Source organism: Pantoea sp. OXWO6B1 (assembly GCF_001641135.1).
Classification (GTDB): domain Bacteria; phylum Pseudomonadota; class Gammaproteobacteria; order Enterobacterales; family Enterobacteriaceae; genus Pantoea; species Pantoea allii.
In genome coordinates this window covers 91,626-104,915 of the sequence record NZ_LWLR01000004.1, presented here as the reverse complement: position 1 = coordinate 104,915, position 13,290 = coordinate 91,626, and the positions used below count along the sequence as shown (strand labels likewise).

Below are 13,290 nucleotides of genomic sequence, written 5' to 3'. Positions count from 1 at the left end.
CATGATTGAATCCCTCCTTAATCAGCTTTCAGGTCTGTTAACCGGCAGCAAGCATGAAGGCAGCGCGAAAATCGCGGAAAGCATGCTGCGTCAGAATTTCAGTTATCCCTCACTGACCAGCCTGCTCCCCTGGCGGATGTATGATGACAAAACCGAGTTGTACATCAACAGCCGTTCTCTGGGTTTCATCATGGAAGTCTCCCCGCTGGCCGGGGCAAACAAGGAAGTGGTTCAGGGGCTGGATGACCTGCTTCGCAAAAAGCTGCCGCGCAAGACACCCGTCACCGTGCTGATGGTGGCCAGTAAATGTGTGGGCGACATGCTTGATGAGGGGCTGAGCAGGGACATGTGGAAAGGCAGCATGGCCCCCCGTCTGAATAACATAACGAAAGCGTTCTGGGAGCGCGCGTCACTGTGTGGACTGAGTAACAGGCGTGGCTATCCCCTGTATCTGCGTAACTACCGCGTTTTTCTGGTTTACGGCCAGGCGGGCAGAGGCGGGATTCAGGCGATGGATGCGGTCACTCAGCTGCGTGAAACCCTCCGTATTTCACTGCAGGCTGCCCATATGGAGTCGAAGCCGGTGGGTCCGGAAGAATTCCTGTCCGTCATGCGTGAACAGCTGAACTATCGCCCCGGACAGGTGACGGCCAGTGACTCACACTGGAACACCGAGCAGGAGTTGCACCGTCAGAGCGTGGACCACAGTACTGAGCTTGAAGTCCATCCGGGTTACCTTCGTATGACGACAGCACGTCAGCCCGAGGACAGAAAACTGAGTGAGGGCGATGATGACGCCGTGGCCAGCACCCGTATTGTCAGTATGCAGCTGACGAAAGCACCGGCGCGGTTTGCGCTGTGGCAGGCCTCAGACAATCTTCAGAACATGCGTTTCCCCGACCTCGGTATTCCCTGTCCGTTTATTCTGAGCTGGACGATTTGTGTGGAGGATCAGGTAAAAAGCCAGAATGACGCTTTCCATAAGGAGCAGGACCTCGGCAAAAAAGCGGCCACCTCTTACGCCAAACTTTTCCCCGGTACGGAACGTGCCTATCAGGAATGGCGTGAACTGCGACAGGGGCTGGTTAACAATGAAATAGCCATGTGTGATTTCAGTCTGAACCTGACGCTGTTCACCCCGGACGACGCGGGAGAGCAGCAGCGGTGTGAAGATGCTGCAGTCAACGTGTTCCGCAAAAACGATCTCGAAATTTCCGCTCCCCGCTATCAGCAGCTGCGCAACTGGCTCACCACGTTGCCTTTCCTGATGCAGGAAGGGCTGTGGGATGACATGAAGCACATGGGCGCCACGCTGCGCTGTAAAAGTTTCAATGCCGTCAACCTGATGCCTGTCGTTGCCGAGCGCAAGATGTCCCGTAAAGGGATTCCGTTGGTCACTTACCGGAATCAGCTGACGTTTCTGGACATGTATGACGATGAGAGTGAGGCGAGCAACTATAACTGGGCGGTCACCGGCACGTCTGGGGCAGGAAAAAGTTTCCTTATTCAGAATGTGCTGCGCGAGGTGCTCAATTCAGGCGGTTTCGGCTACGTCATCGATATGGGCGGCAGTTACAAAAACTTCTGCAGACAGGCCGGTGGTTCCTACCTTGACGGAGAAACACTGCGTTTCAACCCGTTTGCCAACGTAACAGACATCAGTGAGTCGGCTGAAGGGATCACCGGTCTGCTGGCCGTTCTGGCCAGCCCGCAGGGCAGGCTCGATGAAATCAGTGAGGCCATACTGCAAAAAGGCGTGGTCGCGGCCTATGCGTTACGACAAAACCGTGCACGTATCGACGACGTCGTGAACTACCTGAAGTCGGAGGAAGTACAGCGCGAGTACGGCACTCAGCCGACGATCATGAACCGTATGAATGAGCTGGTTCTGCTGCTTGACCGTTGGTGTACCTGGGGAAGTGACGGGGAATACTTTAACTCCGACGCGCCGACTCTTGATGGTAAAACGCGTTTCACCGTGCTGGAGCTGTTAAGCCTTGAAAGCAGGCCACATCTGCTGTCAGCCGTGCTTTACTCCCTGATCCTCGCCATTCAGGAAAAAATGTACAACTCACCGCGTGACCTGAAAAAGCTGGCCATTATCGATGAGGCCTGGCGTCTTTTCAGTGGGCAGAACCCGCACGCCGCACGCTTCATCGAAACCGGTTATCGCACCGTGCGCCGACACAAAGGTGCGTTCATTACGATCACTCAGGGCATGAAAGACTTCACCGGACTTCCTGACAAACCGGCTCCGTCAGCTGCAGCTGCAGCATGGGACAACAGCGGCACCAAGATTACGCTGCTTCAGGACCGTAAGGCCCTGACAACATATCTTAACGCCAACCCTGACCAGTTCAGCGATATGGAAACGGAGATCATTCGTGGGTTCGAGAAGGCAGGCAGAACAGGCTACGGCTCAGTGATGATTTCAACGGGTGAGCTGAGTTCGTTCTATCGGGTGTTTGTAGATCCGGTAACGCGGGCAATGTTCAGTACAAAAGGCTCAGATTACCAGTACATGAGTGATGCTCAGGATGCAGGTGCAACCAGTGAAGAAGCCGCATGGCTGCTGGCTTCGGAGCCCGACATGTACCAGGACGAGATGGAAAAACTGAAACTCTGGGCAGGTATGCCGAAATCCGAAGGTCTGAAGGAGGAAGAATATGCATAACGATGTAGCGGTGGACGCGGGCGAAGACGATGCGCCTCTGGCCACAGCGGAACAAAAAGCGGTTTCGGCGAAAAAAGGCAGCAAAATGGTGCCGTTCTTACAGCGGCGTTTTTTAGTCATTTCGCTCGCTGCATTGCTCCTGCTGGGACTGAATGCCGGTGTCAGCATGCTGGTTTCTGCAAGCTACCAGCAGGAGACGGTCGAGTTTGACATGAAGGGCACCCTCGACACGTTTACACAGCAGAGTGCGCAGGCGCAGCTGACCAAAGAAGCGGCTGAGGCGCTGACCCGCCGTTTCAGTTCGGCCCTTGAAAGCAGCCTGAACGCATGGAAGCAGAAGCACGGCGGGGTAATCCTCGTGAAAGGAGCTGTTGTCAGCGGGGCACATGACATCACACCGGAAATCCAGTCTGAGATCGCCCGGCAAATGCAGGGGGCACAATGAAAAGGCGGCTGGTCGCGCTTGTGATCTGTGCGCTGGTTTCATTACCGGCCGGCGCGAAAGATTTGGGCAGTATCGGCCACCTGTTTCAGATTGCTGAACCGGATCTGCTGACATTTATCGCGCAGCGCCTGAAATCGATGCAGGACAGCGGCGAAATGGCCCGGATTCAGCGTGAAGCCGAAGCGCGGGTTAAAGCACACGCCGTGAGGCCTGCTCCGGTTGCCGGGCTGACGCCCGCCATTAAAGACCGTGCGTTTCTCTACGACCCGACCTTTACGGTCCGTGAAACCGTACGTGACATGCGCGGAAACGTCATTGCCAGAGCGGGAGACAGGGTTAACCCGCTGGATAAGGTGCCCTACAGTGAAACGCTCTATTTCATTGATGGTGATAACCCTTCACAGATGGCGTGGATTAAAACGCAGGTCAGAGGACAGCAGAATTTCAAAGTCATTCTGGTCAGGGGCAACATTCACGACAGCAGCGTGGCGCTCGATGAGCCGGTGTATTTCGACCAGTACGGAACGTTAACAACAAAATTCGGCTTTGAGCATACGCCGGTGCGGATAACGCGTGCTGACAGGGCGCTCAGGGTGGAGGAGGTGGCACTGAGATGAGTCACATCACAAGGGGGCAGGTGCCTCCTGAAAAAATCAAGCGTCATAACTCCCAGGTTCGCCTGGATGATAATGACAAAAATGGTCTTCGCAGGCTGATTGACGAGTACCCGCTTTACACTGAATCCGTCATCCTCCGTGCCGCACTCCAGGCCCTGCTTGCGTGCAGTGGTTCTGCCCGATCGGCCATTGTGCTTGCCTCACTGACCGACAGAGACGTGGGTGAAGTCATGCGCCAGCAGGGCATGGCGCATCTGACGACGGAGGGCCGTACAGATGACTGAACGAACGCTGACCGCCGTACCGGACGGCTCCTTTGAGAATCCCGTCCCGATGGTGGCTGAGCCTCTCAGCAGTCACCCGATGGCAGACCTCCAGCCACTGCAGAGCTGCCGGTCAGAAATCGTCATCGCGCCTGAAAGTATACGGGCGCTGGGGACGCTTATCGATCATCTTCCCGCAGCCGGTATGTTTGCGCTCCTCCTGACGTTTGCCGTGATTCTGCGCCGCTTTGTCCGGCAATTTTCGCCCCGGAAGGCGAATACGCCTCAGCCGGAAGAAACGTTCAGCGTGTTTTCTCCTCCGCAGCTCGGAAGCCGAAAGATGGCTGCTTATATGGCTGAGAGCGAAAACATTCGTTACTGGCAGTTCCTGCTGGCGGCGTTTGGCGGGGCGCTGGAGAAAGAGGGATATACGCTGCGAACCGATGCTAAGTCGGCTGCAGAGCTTCCTCGTTATGTACGCCAGCGTGTAGGTGCGGAAGTTTTTATGGCAAGAGAGCGCTATCTGGCACCGTTTCAGTCAGATGAAGTTGCAGAGAGGCGGCTGGCTTCCGCAACTGAAGATGGCCATGCAACCGGCTGGACAGAAATGTGCCGGAGGGGGGCAGAAGCAGCAGGCTGGTTTGTGGTCTGGAAAGGAGAAGCGCCATGCATGACAGACCAGGAACTCCAGAACACTCCTCATTAACGATGCACCAGAACTGCCCCTCTGAACGGGAGAAGCAAGGTGGATAAACTCAATGCGCTGTTCGCAGCGGGGGCGCTTGCCCTTACTGTGTGGCTGGCCGTGATCGTCGGAAAAAAGGTGCGTCAGCACACGCTGAGAGCGCTGACAGGCCGGGCAGACGGCCGCAATGCCTCGCAGCACGCTGATACCCAGAAGGCCATCACCCCTCAGTCGTTTATGAACCGGCGTGATGTGCATTCAGGCTGGTTGCAGGATATGTGGCCACTGCAGCAGGTCAGCATCATGTGCTGGGGCTCGCCAGGCACGCTGCAGCGGGACATTCCTGATGGTCTGCGTCAGCTGGCCCGCTTCCTCCGGAAAGAAGAAGGGACGACGACCGGCGGGAAACTCGGTGGGGACGGCGTTTTACGCTGGCACATGGAGTCGGACATCACCGCTGACAGCCCCTCCTTTTTTGGTCCCGACTCGTTTGGGGGAGCCGCGCAGCCAGGAGCCTATACGCAGGTTTTTGGCCCGCATATGCCGATGCCGGACAGGGAACTGGTGGTGGTACTGCTGCAGGGTACGCACCAGACCGCGCCTGAAACGCTGCCGCATTTTCTCCGGTCTGTCGCTGAGCAGATTGAAAAAGGGATCGTCCAGTATGGCGTTAACGACGGTTATACCGGCTGGGCTTTTATTACCTATCCATCACGACATGCTCGCCCCTTACAGTCAGCCAGTGTGAAAGACGACTGGGCGGTCGGGGCCATGTCACAACAAGGGGGATGACGATGACACATGAACGATATCTGCTGTACGTGGGGCTCATGATTGCTGCAGGACTCAGTCTGTTTCTGTTCTGGCAGGTGAGAAAACTGAGGGCAGCACTGGACAGGCAGCAACAAAGAATTTACGGGTTTTACAACGATTCGGAAGAAATGAACCACTTAAGACAGTACTGGAAAAAGATTGAGGGGAGTGAAGAAGATAAAAAACTCAGCAGGCTGGCAGAAAGCCTCGGCACGCACCTGAGTTGGTATAAGAAGGCCTGGCCCATACGACAGATTAGCCTGAACATATCAGCGCCGCGCGGAACCCTGAAGACATCTTTACCTTCACTGCTGCGAACCCTTCCGGTTTCACAGTTGTGTTCGCCCGGAATTGAAATGACGCGTTTTTTTTCAGACCACAACGTAACCGTACTTATGACTGCCAGGACTAACGCAGACAAGCCGTCTTACTTTGGCACCGCGGGATGTGGCGGTCACGTCGCCCGGAGGTCTGGACAGAGGTGTTTGGAGAGCCATGTAACGAATCTGACCAGGAAAATCTGTGGGTGCTGCTGCAGCTGAACCGCCATACTACAGATAAAGAAGTCGTGTGGTTTCTGGAGCAGACGGCCAGCCGCATTGAAAAAGGTGAGGTGGCCGCAGGCGATCACGATGATGACAGTGGCTACGCCTTTCGTGCTTATCCCGCAGCGCCGGCCAGCATTTAATCACCCCGCCAGACAGTGCGGGCTTCTGAAAGGAAACCTGAATCATGCATACAGCAAAAATCCTTCTGGTCCTTTTCGGCGTGGCAACCCTGCCGTGGTTTATCTATCACTTTATCTCCCGTTTATCTGAATCCGGCTCACAGGGCAGGACGCATTCAGCAAACAACTCAGACGATGACAGCAGTGTGCATACGTCCGTTCTGATGAGCGACACACATACCGGAGGGCATGATGTAAGTTGTGGCTCATCCGACATGGGGGGGCACTGTGGCGGGGGTGATGGTGGCGGGGGTGGAGATTAGCTTCATCGCCTTAATCCCCCCTTTAACCTCAACGTGCGCTACAAGCCTCTCTGCGCCCTGTAAAAGCTCAGCTCATGGATGAGTTACCGAAAGGTAGTGAAGGTGATATTGCTGTGTGCGCCTTTGCGTAAATACAGTTTTCTTCTGAACATCTGAGATTTTCCTTCCCGCCATAAACTGGCTGTTCGTTCCCCGCCCTGACGGGGCACGCGGTTCGTGCTTTTACCGCAAAATCTGCCGGCGCGGAGAATGCAGGCAGCGCGGACACACTCGTGTTACAAGCCGCGGAATTCTCTGGCGGCTTAACGCTATTCTGGAGATAACCCAATATGACTCAGATACCCTCTGATGCAATTAATCATGCCTGTTTAAGCAATGCCGCGACACGCATTCAACTGAAGAACGAGAATGACGCCAGCAGTGAGAGCGAGGAAAAAGGCAAACTGACTCACTACAGGCTGATTTTATCGGCTGCGCCTGGAGGGCTGCAAAGGGGCATTCCCGATGTGATAGAAGCCATGTCAGAAAGGCTGGAAGGGCATCCGCTCGCAGAGTCAGAAGGCGAACTGCGCGGCAGCGTAGGAGGTGTGAGCTGGCAACTGCAGGAAGGGCCCGGGAGCCGTTTCAGGTTTTGCAGAGAGAATTTCTGGATGGTCGGGACGATGAACTGGACAGACGCTCTCAAAGATTTCAGGCCCGGTCAGGACCGGGACTGGCTGGTCGTGCTGATACAGACCGACAGCGGAATGCCTGACCGCGACCTGTCTTTTTTCCTGCATCAGGTCAACGTCAGGATGAGTCACTTCCCCGATTGCCACCGCGTGGTGATGCATGAAAAGTGCGGGATGTGTTACTGCGCTTATCCGGCCATACCGGGGGAGGGTGAAGGCCATGAACCCCTGCGTCAGGTCACGCTGACCTGCAGCGTGGCGGCCGGCAAGCTTCATTCGGTCATCCCGGCATTTCTCAGAAACTTCGACTTCTTCGAATATTTTTTCTGGAACGACCACGTCAGCAGCATTGACTGCACGTACGGCGGTCCCTGCAGGCTTCCTGAAACGCGTCCGGACTCTCACCTGTTCGGGAAAACACTGGAGGCCTTTCGGAAACAGGAGGAGGCTTGTGGACGCGGAAGTGAGCCCGTCCTCTGGTCAGGCAACACCTGTGAGATGACGTATACGTCCCCTTTCTTCCTGCCCGAAACACAGGACGGTTGCGTGGAGCCTGTCGCATGGGCCTGGCATGAAAACCTGAGCGGTGGCCGCGATATGACGCAGGACCACCTGTGGATCGTGCTGGAGGCTGATGCCTGGCGCCGGAAGGAGGAGCTTGTTGGACTCTTCACGGAGCTGGCCACCGCACTGGAGCAGGGCATCACGGAAAAAGCAGAAAAGCGCGCTGCTGGCGGCTGGGCTTTCAGAACATTCAAAGCCGCATCACAGGACCTGACCAGACCCGAGGCCGTTTATGAACAGAATTGAATCTTTAATCACACTGTCAATATTAATGAGTGCAGGCTTCATCGTGCTGGCCAGCATTCTCCCCCTGATATTCTGACATTCTCCGCCCGCGGCACACAGGCTGTTCGTTCCTCGCCCTGCTGCGGTACGCCTCAGCCTGCATTCCGCAGGCAGGCCTGATTAACTGGCTACGGCAGCGCTGCTGCCACAATCACGGAATTCATTTTATGACAGTTCACGCTGAAATCTCAGCGCGCGATGTCGTGCGCGATCGCTGGGGACACTGGACCCATCCTGACTATTTTACCTCCGTTGACGGGAATGAATTTGCCGCTTTTGACGGTTTCAGTGCCTGGCTCAACGCGCACCGACTTAAATCCGCGACATCCTGGATGGAAAATGACGTCGATCCGTCGCAGATGGAACGCTACTGGAAAACCGGTAACTGCAGTGACTGGGAACCTATAAGACCGCTCGGGGAGGGCTGGTTTACAGGCAGTATTCATGACACTGACGACGGCCCGGTTTGTGTGTGGCTCTGTCCGCTGGCTGAAAAGGCGGATGAATGAAAAGATTATTGCTGACGCTGTGCCTGCTGCTTTCAGTCATTGCAGCCCGACCTGCCCTTGCAGGTGGTGATAATGCCGGTGACGGGCGCTGGGTGAACCCCATCAGCGATGTCTGCTGGAAGTGTCTGTTTCCGATGTCACTCGGCAGTATCCAGCTGGCGTCAGGCGCGCATCCGGATACGCCAAATCCGGCATCACCCATTCAGTTATGCCCCTACGGCATCTTTTACCGTCTGGGGCTGGCCATCGGTTTCTGGGAACCTCTCGCCCTGGCCGATGTGACCCGTGAGCCGGGCGTCATGGTGAATATGGGGGGCTTTAAAATCAATCTGGGGAAAACCGGAACGGGGCGGGCCGGGCAGAGTGACGCCCCCACGCCAGGCAGTTTTTATCACGTTCACTGGTACAAATATCCGCTTTTGTTCTGGCTGAATATCATCACCAGTACCGGCTGTATGCAGACCGGGGACATGGATATTGCCTATCTCTCGGAAGTGGACCCGCTCTGGAACGACAGTACGCTTTCGATGATCATCAATCCGGAAGTCGCGCTGTTCAATAACCTGCTTGCGCAGGGAGCCTGTGCAGCCGATTCCATTTCTTCCACAGCAGGTCTGCCACTCGATCCGCTGTTCTGGTGTGCCGGCGCGCAGGGTTCAATGTACCCGTTCACGGGCTACACCAGTAACGAGTTTTCACCGCTGGAGGCGTCATTGCTTGTTACGGAGCGAATGGCCTTCAAGCTGCACCGCGAGGGCCTGGTCATGGAGACGGTCGGGGCGGATGTGGCGGTCTGTTATGAATACCCGTCCCCGATCATCCCAAAAACCCGCTGGCGATATCAGATGGTCAACATGTATCCGGAGCCGAGTGACTGTCATCCTTTTGGCACTTCGACGCAGCTCTGGGGCAGTACCCACAACACGCCTGCCACCAAAAAGAACTTTGGCTGGCTGCTCTGGCGAAAGCGAAACTGCGTATACCTCTGACGTTCAGGAGCCCGAATACCGTGAAACTGACTAAAACGCAGCGTGCAGCTCTGCGCCTGAAGTTTGGTGGCCGCTGCGCCTACTGCGGTGAAGTGTTACCCGAAAAGGGATGGCACGCCGATCACGTGGAGCCTGTTCTGCGTATTTCCGAGGTGGATGAGCAGGCACGCAAGAAAGGCGTGTGGAAACTGAAAGCGACCGGCAGCGTGACCTTTACGCTGCGGGACAGCCTGGATAATCATTTCCCGGCGTGCGCCCCGTGCAATCTGTTTAAAGCGACCTACAGCGTTGAGATGTTCAGGGAGCAGATTGCCAGGCAGGTGGACAGGGCCAGAGCCTCCAGCGTCAACTTCCGCACTGCTGAACGGTTCGGGCAGATTCAGGTGACAACGCAACCGGTAGTGTTCTGGTTTGAGCGTTATCAGGACTGCGGGCAGGCCGACCCCGTCCGGGCTTAAGGCTGCGCCAGCCAGAAATCACCTCCATTATTTTAGGGATTCCCATGAAAAATATACTGATGACGGTGCTGGCTTTCAGCATCGCAGTCTCCTGCGCGCACGCCGCTGAACAGCCCGTTATCGCAGACAGCGATATGGCGTACATGAAACAGCAGCAGCGGGAACTGGAACAGTTCAAACAGCAGCTGCAGGGCGCAAACATCGCCCTCCCGGATATGCAGCAGGACAGGGTTAATCAGTTCCGGAACGAGATCGCGGCCTCGCAGGCGGAAGAAAACAGCGCCGATCGTCCGACGCCGCGTGCTGTTTATTTCGTGAGCCTGGGCATTCCGGAAGAAGGCTTGCTGCCGATGCTTCAGGATGCGCGGCGCTTCGGGATTCCGGCAACGCTTCGCGGGCTGCTGGACAACGACTTTCGCAAGACGGCCGAGACGATGTTTGAACTGTCGAAAAAGGATAAGCAGGCGGGCGTGCAGATTGACCCGACGCTCTATCAGAAGTACGGCATCAAAGCCGTGCCGGCACTGGTGGTGACCTGCGGCCAGAAATTCGACGTTCTTTATGGCAGCCTGACGCTTAAACAGGCGCTGGAGGAAGTTAAGCAACGCGGTGACTGCAGCGCCACGGCAGCGCAGATGCTGCAGGAAGGGGAGAAGGGACGATGAAACGCTTCTGTCTGATTGCGCTTCTGCTGCTTACCGGCGTCCGGGGTGTCCTCGCTGACGCCAACAGTGACGCCTTCAACGATGCAAGTAATTTTGGTCAGAACAATAAAAGTCAGGGTACGTCGGCGGCCAGCGGGACCGACCCCTCTTCAGTGATCCCCGGCTACACGCCGAGCCCTTCCCAGAGTGGTTATTACGGTGGCGTTCGGGGCGGTGATGGTGGCATTGCGGATAAAGGTCAGACATCGCTCGGCCAGAACGAAGCCGGTCAGACGGTGAATGATTCCAGCACCAAAAACCCGTCCGTGAAAATCGATCCTAATGCGGACTTTATTCAGAACGGCAAAAACGCCGAGGCCAACGGCGGAAGTATTGTTGACGGCTCCAACGCCAACTGCAGCCAGAAGGTCGTATCCAAGTCGGTGTTTGAGAACTACAGCTGTGACAGAGACGTGAACCAGATTCAGACCTGCGCGCGCACCGCAAGTATCCAGGTGACAGGCTCGAAGGAGACCTACACCACACAGTTTGTAATGGACGCGAGGAACTCATCAGGCAATAACGAAGGGGACTGGTGGGTACGCTATGACTTCACTGTGCCGGATGACGGAACACTTAGCAGTGGCAGTTGGGTTTTTCAGCAGCCTGACTCACCCGACTATCACGGAGGCGGATTTACCTTTTCAATGCAGTCTTTAGGCCAGTCGATCACTTTTGACCTCAACAGCTCGGGCTCATTCTCCATTGCGGCACAGCATGTCAGTAAGGGGCAGGTCATATCCATGATGGTGAGGTGGAATGCTTCGGGCCACAATGACACTTACCGTGATGGAATGAAGAATAGCCTGGCAAACGGGAAGTACGTTGCACGAATTACGCTCCCTATGACGGCAGAACGTGACACCACAACCTCACAGGTTGTCTGGACCGAAAGCTGCCCGTTTGATAAATCACAGTCAACAGGTAACGCTGGAACACAGTGCGTTGATCCGGGAGGCAGCCGCACCATTAACCAGAACGGCCGGGATTACACCCAGTACAGCGACTGCTGGCAATACTCTGATGCTTATGTCGTGCCGGTAACCTCCACGGGCAACTGCGACCAGCTCATCAACAACCGAAACTGCACGCTGGCAGGCAAAAGTTGCTCACAGACCTACGGTACTGCCTGCATTCATGAAAACGATACCTATCAGTGTCAGACAACGTACTCGTCGCAGGGGCTGATGTGTGGTGGAAAATATTTCTGTCAGACCGGCGACTGCAGCGACACGGACGGTGCAGGTGATAACGGATTCGACATGGCCGTTTCAAAGCTTGCGGGACTGGCCTCTGCAGGGGATGACGTGAAAAACGGCAGTCAGATCGACATCCGGGCCTTTACCGGTCAGGCCATGTCGTGCCGTAAGGCCGTTGCGGGCTTTTCAAACTGCTGTGTGGATACCGGCTGGGGCAACAGTTCCGGACTGGCCAACTGCAACAGTGAGGAAATGGCCATCGGCAAGGCGAAGGCGAAAAAGGTGACGGTGTTTGTCGGTGAGAAGTGCGATCACGCGGTTCTCGGCGTCTGCGTGCAGAAAAGTCAGGTTTACTGTGTGTTCGGCGGCAAACTGAGCCGCATCATTCAGGAGCAGGGCCGTCGTGACCAGCTGCACGTGGACTTCGGCAGCGGCGATTCGCCGAACTGTCGTGGCATCACGGTTCCTGAACTGCAGAGCATCAACTTCGACCTGATTAACTTCCAGGACTTTTACAGCGACCTGATGGCCAACCAGAAAATCCCCAACGCGGATGCAATGGCAAAGCAGGCAAAAGACAGGATTGCGGCACAGGTTCAGTCCCAGACAGGAGGTAAAAAATGAAACGGACGCTACTGGCCTGCCTGTTACTGGCAGGCGTTTTACCGGCCTTTGCCGATGATGGTGTCCCTGCTGATGCAGTGGTGACGCCTGCTGAACCCTTTACCGGATGGCACTGGTACAACGAACCCAAAAAGAAGCCGGACGCACCGGCACCCAGACTCACGCCGGCACAGCCCAGGATACCGGATTTCAGCAAGCTGTCGCCCTCTCAGCAGGCGGACGTACTGAAAGAGTACACTAAGGAGGCGAAGGCGAACGCGATTCTGCACCCCTCAGCGGAAAACACGGCAACGTTTCTGCGCTGGCAGAAGTTCTGGACTGACCGAGCCTCGATGTTCAGCCAGTCTTTTGCCGTGGCACAGCTCAAGTATCCTGACCTCGATTACAATCTGGAGCATCCGCACTACAACAGTACGGCCCCGCTTCAGCAGGCGCGGGATCAGGAAGAGCAGAATGAGGCCATCACAAAACTTTCCGGACAGTACGGTCTGTTTTATTTCTACCGGGGCGGTGACCCGATAGACGCGCAGATGGCAGGCGTGGTGGCTGATTTCGCGCAACTGCGGCACATTTCGCTGATACCGGTCAGTGTGGACGGGAATGTTTCACCGCAGGTCCCTGACAGCCGTAAGGATGACGGACAAAGTGCACGCATGGGGATCACGCATTATCCGGCACTTTTCCTCGTTGACCCCAAATCAAAAAACTTCCGACCGCTCGCCTATGGGTTCATGACCCAGGACGACCTGGCAAAGCGTTTTCTTAACGTAGCCACTGGCTTCAAACCCAATTTCTGAGGA

15 protein-coding genes are annotated in these 13,290 nt (G+C 55.9%); all 15 read left to right on the top strand.

Annotation, left to right across the window (positions count from 1 at the left end; genetic code table 11):
• Nucleotide 1 precedes the first annotated feature (1 nt).
• Nucleotides 2-2,674, top strand: a complete 2,673-nt coding sequence (gene traC, locus A6A26_RS24325; RefSeq protein ID WP_063881345.1) for a type IV secretion system protein TraC — start codon at nucleotides 2-4, stop codon at nucleotides 2,672-2,674.
• Nucleotides 2,667-3,119 (top strand): type-F conjugative transfer system protein TrbI, encoded by a 453-nt coding sequence (gene trbI / locus A6A26_RS24320; RefSeq protein WP_074181063.1) that lies wholly within the window; start codon nucleotides 2,667-2,669, stop codon nucleotides 3,117-3,119. The genes traC and trbI overlap by 8 nt, the downstream gene beginning before the upstream one ends.
• Nucleotides 3,116-3,736 carry a type-F conjugative transfer system protein TraW gene (gene traW, locus A6A26_RS24315; protein WP_063881344.1) on the top strand — a complete coding sequence of 207 codons (621 nt, stop codon included), beginning with the start codon at nucleotides 3,116-3,118 and terminating at the stop codon, nucleotides 3,734-3,736. The genes trbI and traW overlap by 4 nt, the downstream gene beginning before the upstream one ends.
• Entirely contained in the window at nucleotides 3,733-4,020 is a 288-nt protein-coding gene (locus A6A26_RS24310) for a hypothetical protein (RefSeq protein WP_063881343.1), read from the top strand. Before traW ends, A6A26_RS24310 begins: the two co-directional genes overlap by 4 nt.
• A complete protein-coding gene (locus tag A6A26_RS24305; protein WP_063881342.1) occupies nucleotides 4,013-4,705 on the top strand; it encodes a hypothetical protein in 693 nt (230 codons plus the stop codon). The genes A6A26_RS24310 and A6A26_RS24305 overlap by 8 nt, the downstream gene beginning before the upstream one ends.
• Before the next feature lie 39 nt (nucleotides 4,706-4,744).
• Nucleotides 4,745-5,476: a hypothetical protein gene (locus A6A26_RS24300; RefSeq protein ID WP_063881341.1), complete on the top strand. Its 732-nt coding sequence runs from the start codon at nucleotides 4,745-4,747 to the stop codon at nucleotides 5,474-5,476.
• A gap of 2 nt (nucleotides 5,477-5,478) precedes the next feature.
• Nucleotides 5,479-6,039, top strand: a complete 561-nt coding sequence (locus A6A26_RS24295; protein ID WP_063881340.1) for a hypothetical protein — start codon at nucleotides 5,479-5,481, stop codon at nucleotides 6,037-6,039.
• Nucleotides 6,024-6,185: a hypothetical protein gene (locus A6A26_RS25690; RefSeq protein ID WP_156506715.1), complete on the top strand. Its 162-nt coding sequence runs from the start codon at nucleotides 6,024-6,026 to the stop codon at nucleotides 6,183-6,185. The genes A6A26_RS24295 and A6A26_RS25690 overlap by 16 nt, the downstream gene beginning before the upstream one ends.
• Before the next feature lie 631 nt (nucleotides 6,186-6,816).
• Nucleotides 6,817-7,968 carry a hypothetical protein gene (locus tag A6A26_RS24285; RefSeq protein ID WP_063881338.1) on the top strand — a complete coding sequence of 384 codons (1,152 nt, stop codon included), beginning with the start codon at nucleotides 6,817-6,819 and terminating at the stop codon, nucleotides 7,966-7,968.
• Between the two features lie 206 nt (nucleotides 7,969-8,174).
• Nucleotides 8,175-8,516 (top strand): hypothetical protein, encoded by a 342-nt coding sequence (locus A6A26_RS24280; RefSeq protein ID WP_063881337.1) that lies wholly within the window; start codon nucleotides 8,175-8,177, stop codon nucleotides 8,514-8,516.
• Nucleotides 8,513-9,505 carry a conjugal transfer pilus assembly protein TraU gene (traU, locus tag A6A26_RS24275; RefSeq protein WP_063881336.1) on the top strand — a complete coding sequence of 331 codons (993 nt, stop codon included), beginning with the start codon at nucleotides 8,513-8,515 and terminating at the stop codon, nucleotides 9,503-9,505. Before A6A26_RS24280 ends, traU begins: the two co-directional genes overlap by 4 nt.
• 20 nt (nucleotides 9,506-9,525) lie before the next feature.
• Nucleotides 9,526-9,963 carry an HNH endonuclease gene (locus tag A6A26_RS24270; RefSeq protein ID WP_063881335.1) on the top strand — a complete coding sequence of 146 codons (438 nt, stop codon included), beginning with the start codon at nucleotides 9,526-9,528 and terminating at the stop codon, nucleotides 9,961-9,963.
• Nucleotides 9,964-10,007: 44 nt separating this feature from the next.
• Nucleotides 10,008-10,628 (top strand): type-F conjugative transfer system pilin assembly protein TrbC, encoded by a 621-nt coding sequence (trbC, locus tag A6A26_RS24265; protein ID WP_063881334.1) that lies wholly within the window; start codon nucleotides 10,008-10,010, stop codon nucleotides 10,626-10,628.
• Nucleotides 10,625-12,490, top strand: coding sequence for a type-F conjugative transfer system mating-pair stabilization protein TraN (gene traN, locus A6A26_RS24260; RefSeq protein WP_063881333.1), 1,866 nt, complete (start codon nucleotides 10,625-10,627; stop codon nucleotides 12,488-12,490). Before trbC ends, traN begins: the two co-directional genes overlap by 4 nt.
• Nucleotides 12,487-13,287, top strand: a complete 801-nt coding sequence (gene traF / locus A6A26_RS24255) for a type-F conjugative transfer system pilin assembly protein TraF (RefSeq protein ID WP_063881332.1) — start codon at nucleotides 12,487-12,489, stop codon at nucleotides 13,285-13,287. Before traN ends, traF begins: the two co-directional genes overlap by 4 nt.
• The last annotated feature ends 3 nt before the right edge of the window (nucleotides 13,288-13,290 follow it).

What these genes read in the sequence shown, in the direction of transcription:
- traN (WP_063881333.1), top strand. Translation starts at nt 10,625, where the DNA reads ATGAAACGCTTCTGTCTGATTGCGCTTCTGCTGCTTACCGGCGTCCGG.
- A6A26_RS24295 (WP_063881340.1), top strand. Translation starts at nt 5,479, where the DNA reads ATGACACATGAACGATATCTGCTGTACGTGGGGCTCATGATTGCTGCA.
- traU (WP_063881336.1), top strand. Translation starts at nt 8,513, where the DNA reads ATGAAAAGATTATTGCTGACGCTGTGCCTGCTGCTTTCAGTCATTGCA.
- A6A26_RS24310 (WP_063881343.1), top strand. Translation starts at nt 3,733, where the DNA reads ATGAGTCACATCACAAGGGGGCAGGTGCCTCCTGAAAAAATCAAGCGT.
- traC (WP_063881345.1), top strand. Translation starts at nt 2, where the DNA reads ATGATTGAATCCCTCCTTAATCAGCTTTCAGGTCTGTTAACCGGCAGC.
- trbI (WP_074181063.1), top strand. Translation starts at nt 2,667, where the DNA reads ATGCATAACGATGTAGCGGTGGACGCGGGCGAAGACGATGCGCCTCTG.
- A6A26_RS24305 (WP_063881342.1), top strand. Translation starts at nt 4,013, where the DNA reads ATGACTGAACGAACGCTGACCGCCGTACCGGACGGCTCCTTTGAGAAT.
- trbC (WP_063881334.1), top strand. Translation starts at nt 10,008, where the DNA reads ATGAAAAATATACTGATGACGGTGCTGGCTTTCAGCATCGCAGTCTCC.
- A6A26_RS24285 (WP_063881338.1), top strand. Translation starts at nt 6,817, where the DNA reads ATGACTCAGATACCCTCTGATGCAATTAATCATGCCTGTTTAAGCAAT.
- traW (WP_063881344.1), top strand. Translation starts at nt 3,116, where the DNA reads ATGAAAAGGCGGCTGGTCGCGCTTGTGATCTGTGCGCTGGTTTCATTA.
- A6A26_RS24280 (WP_063881337.1), top strand. Translation starts at nt 8,175, where the DNA reads ATGACAGTTCACGCTGAAATCTCAGCGCGCGATGTCGTGCGCGATCGC.
- traF (WP_063881332.1), top strand. Translation starts at nt 12,487, where the DNA reads ATGAAACGGACGCTACTGGCCTGCCTGTTACTGGCAGGCGTTTTACCG.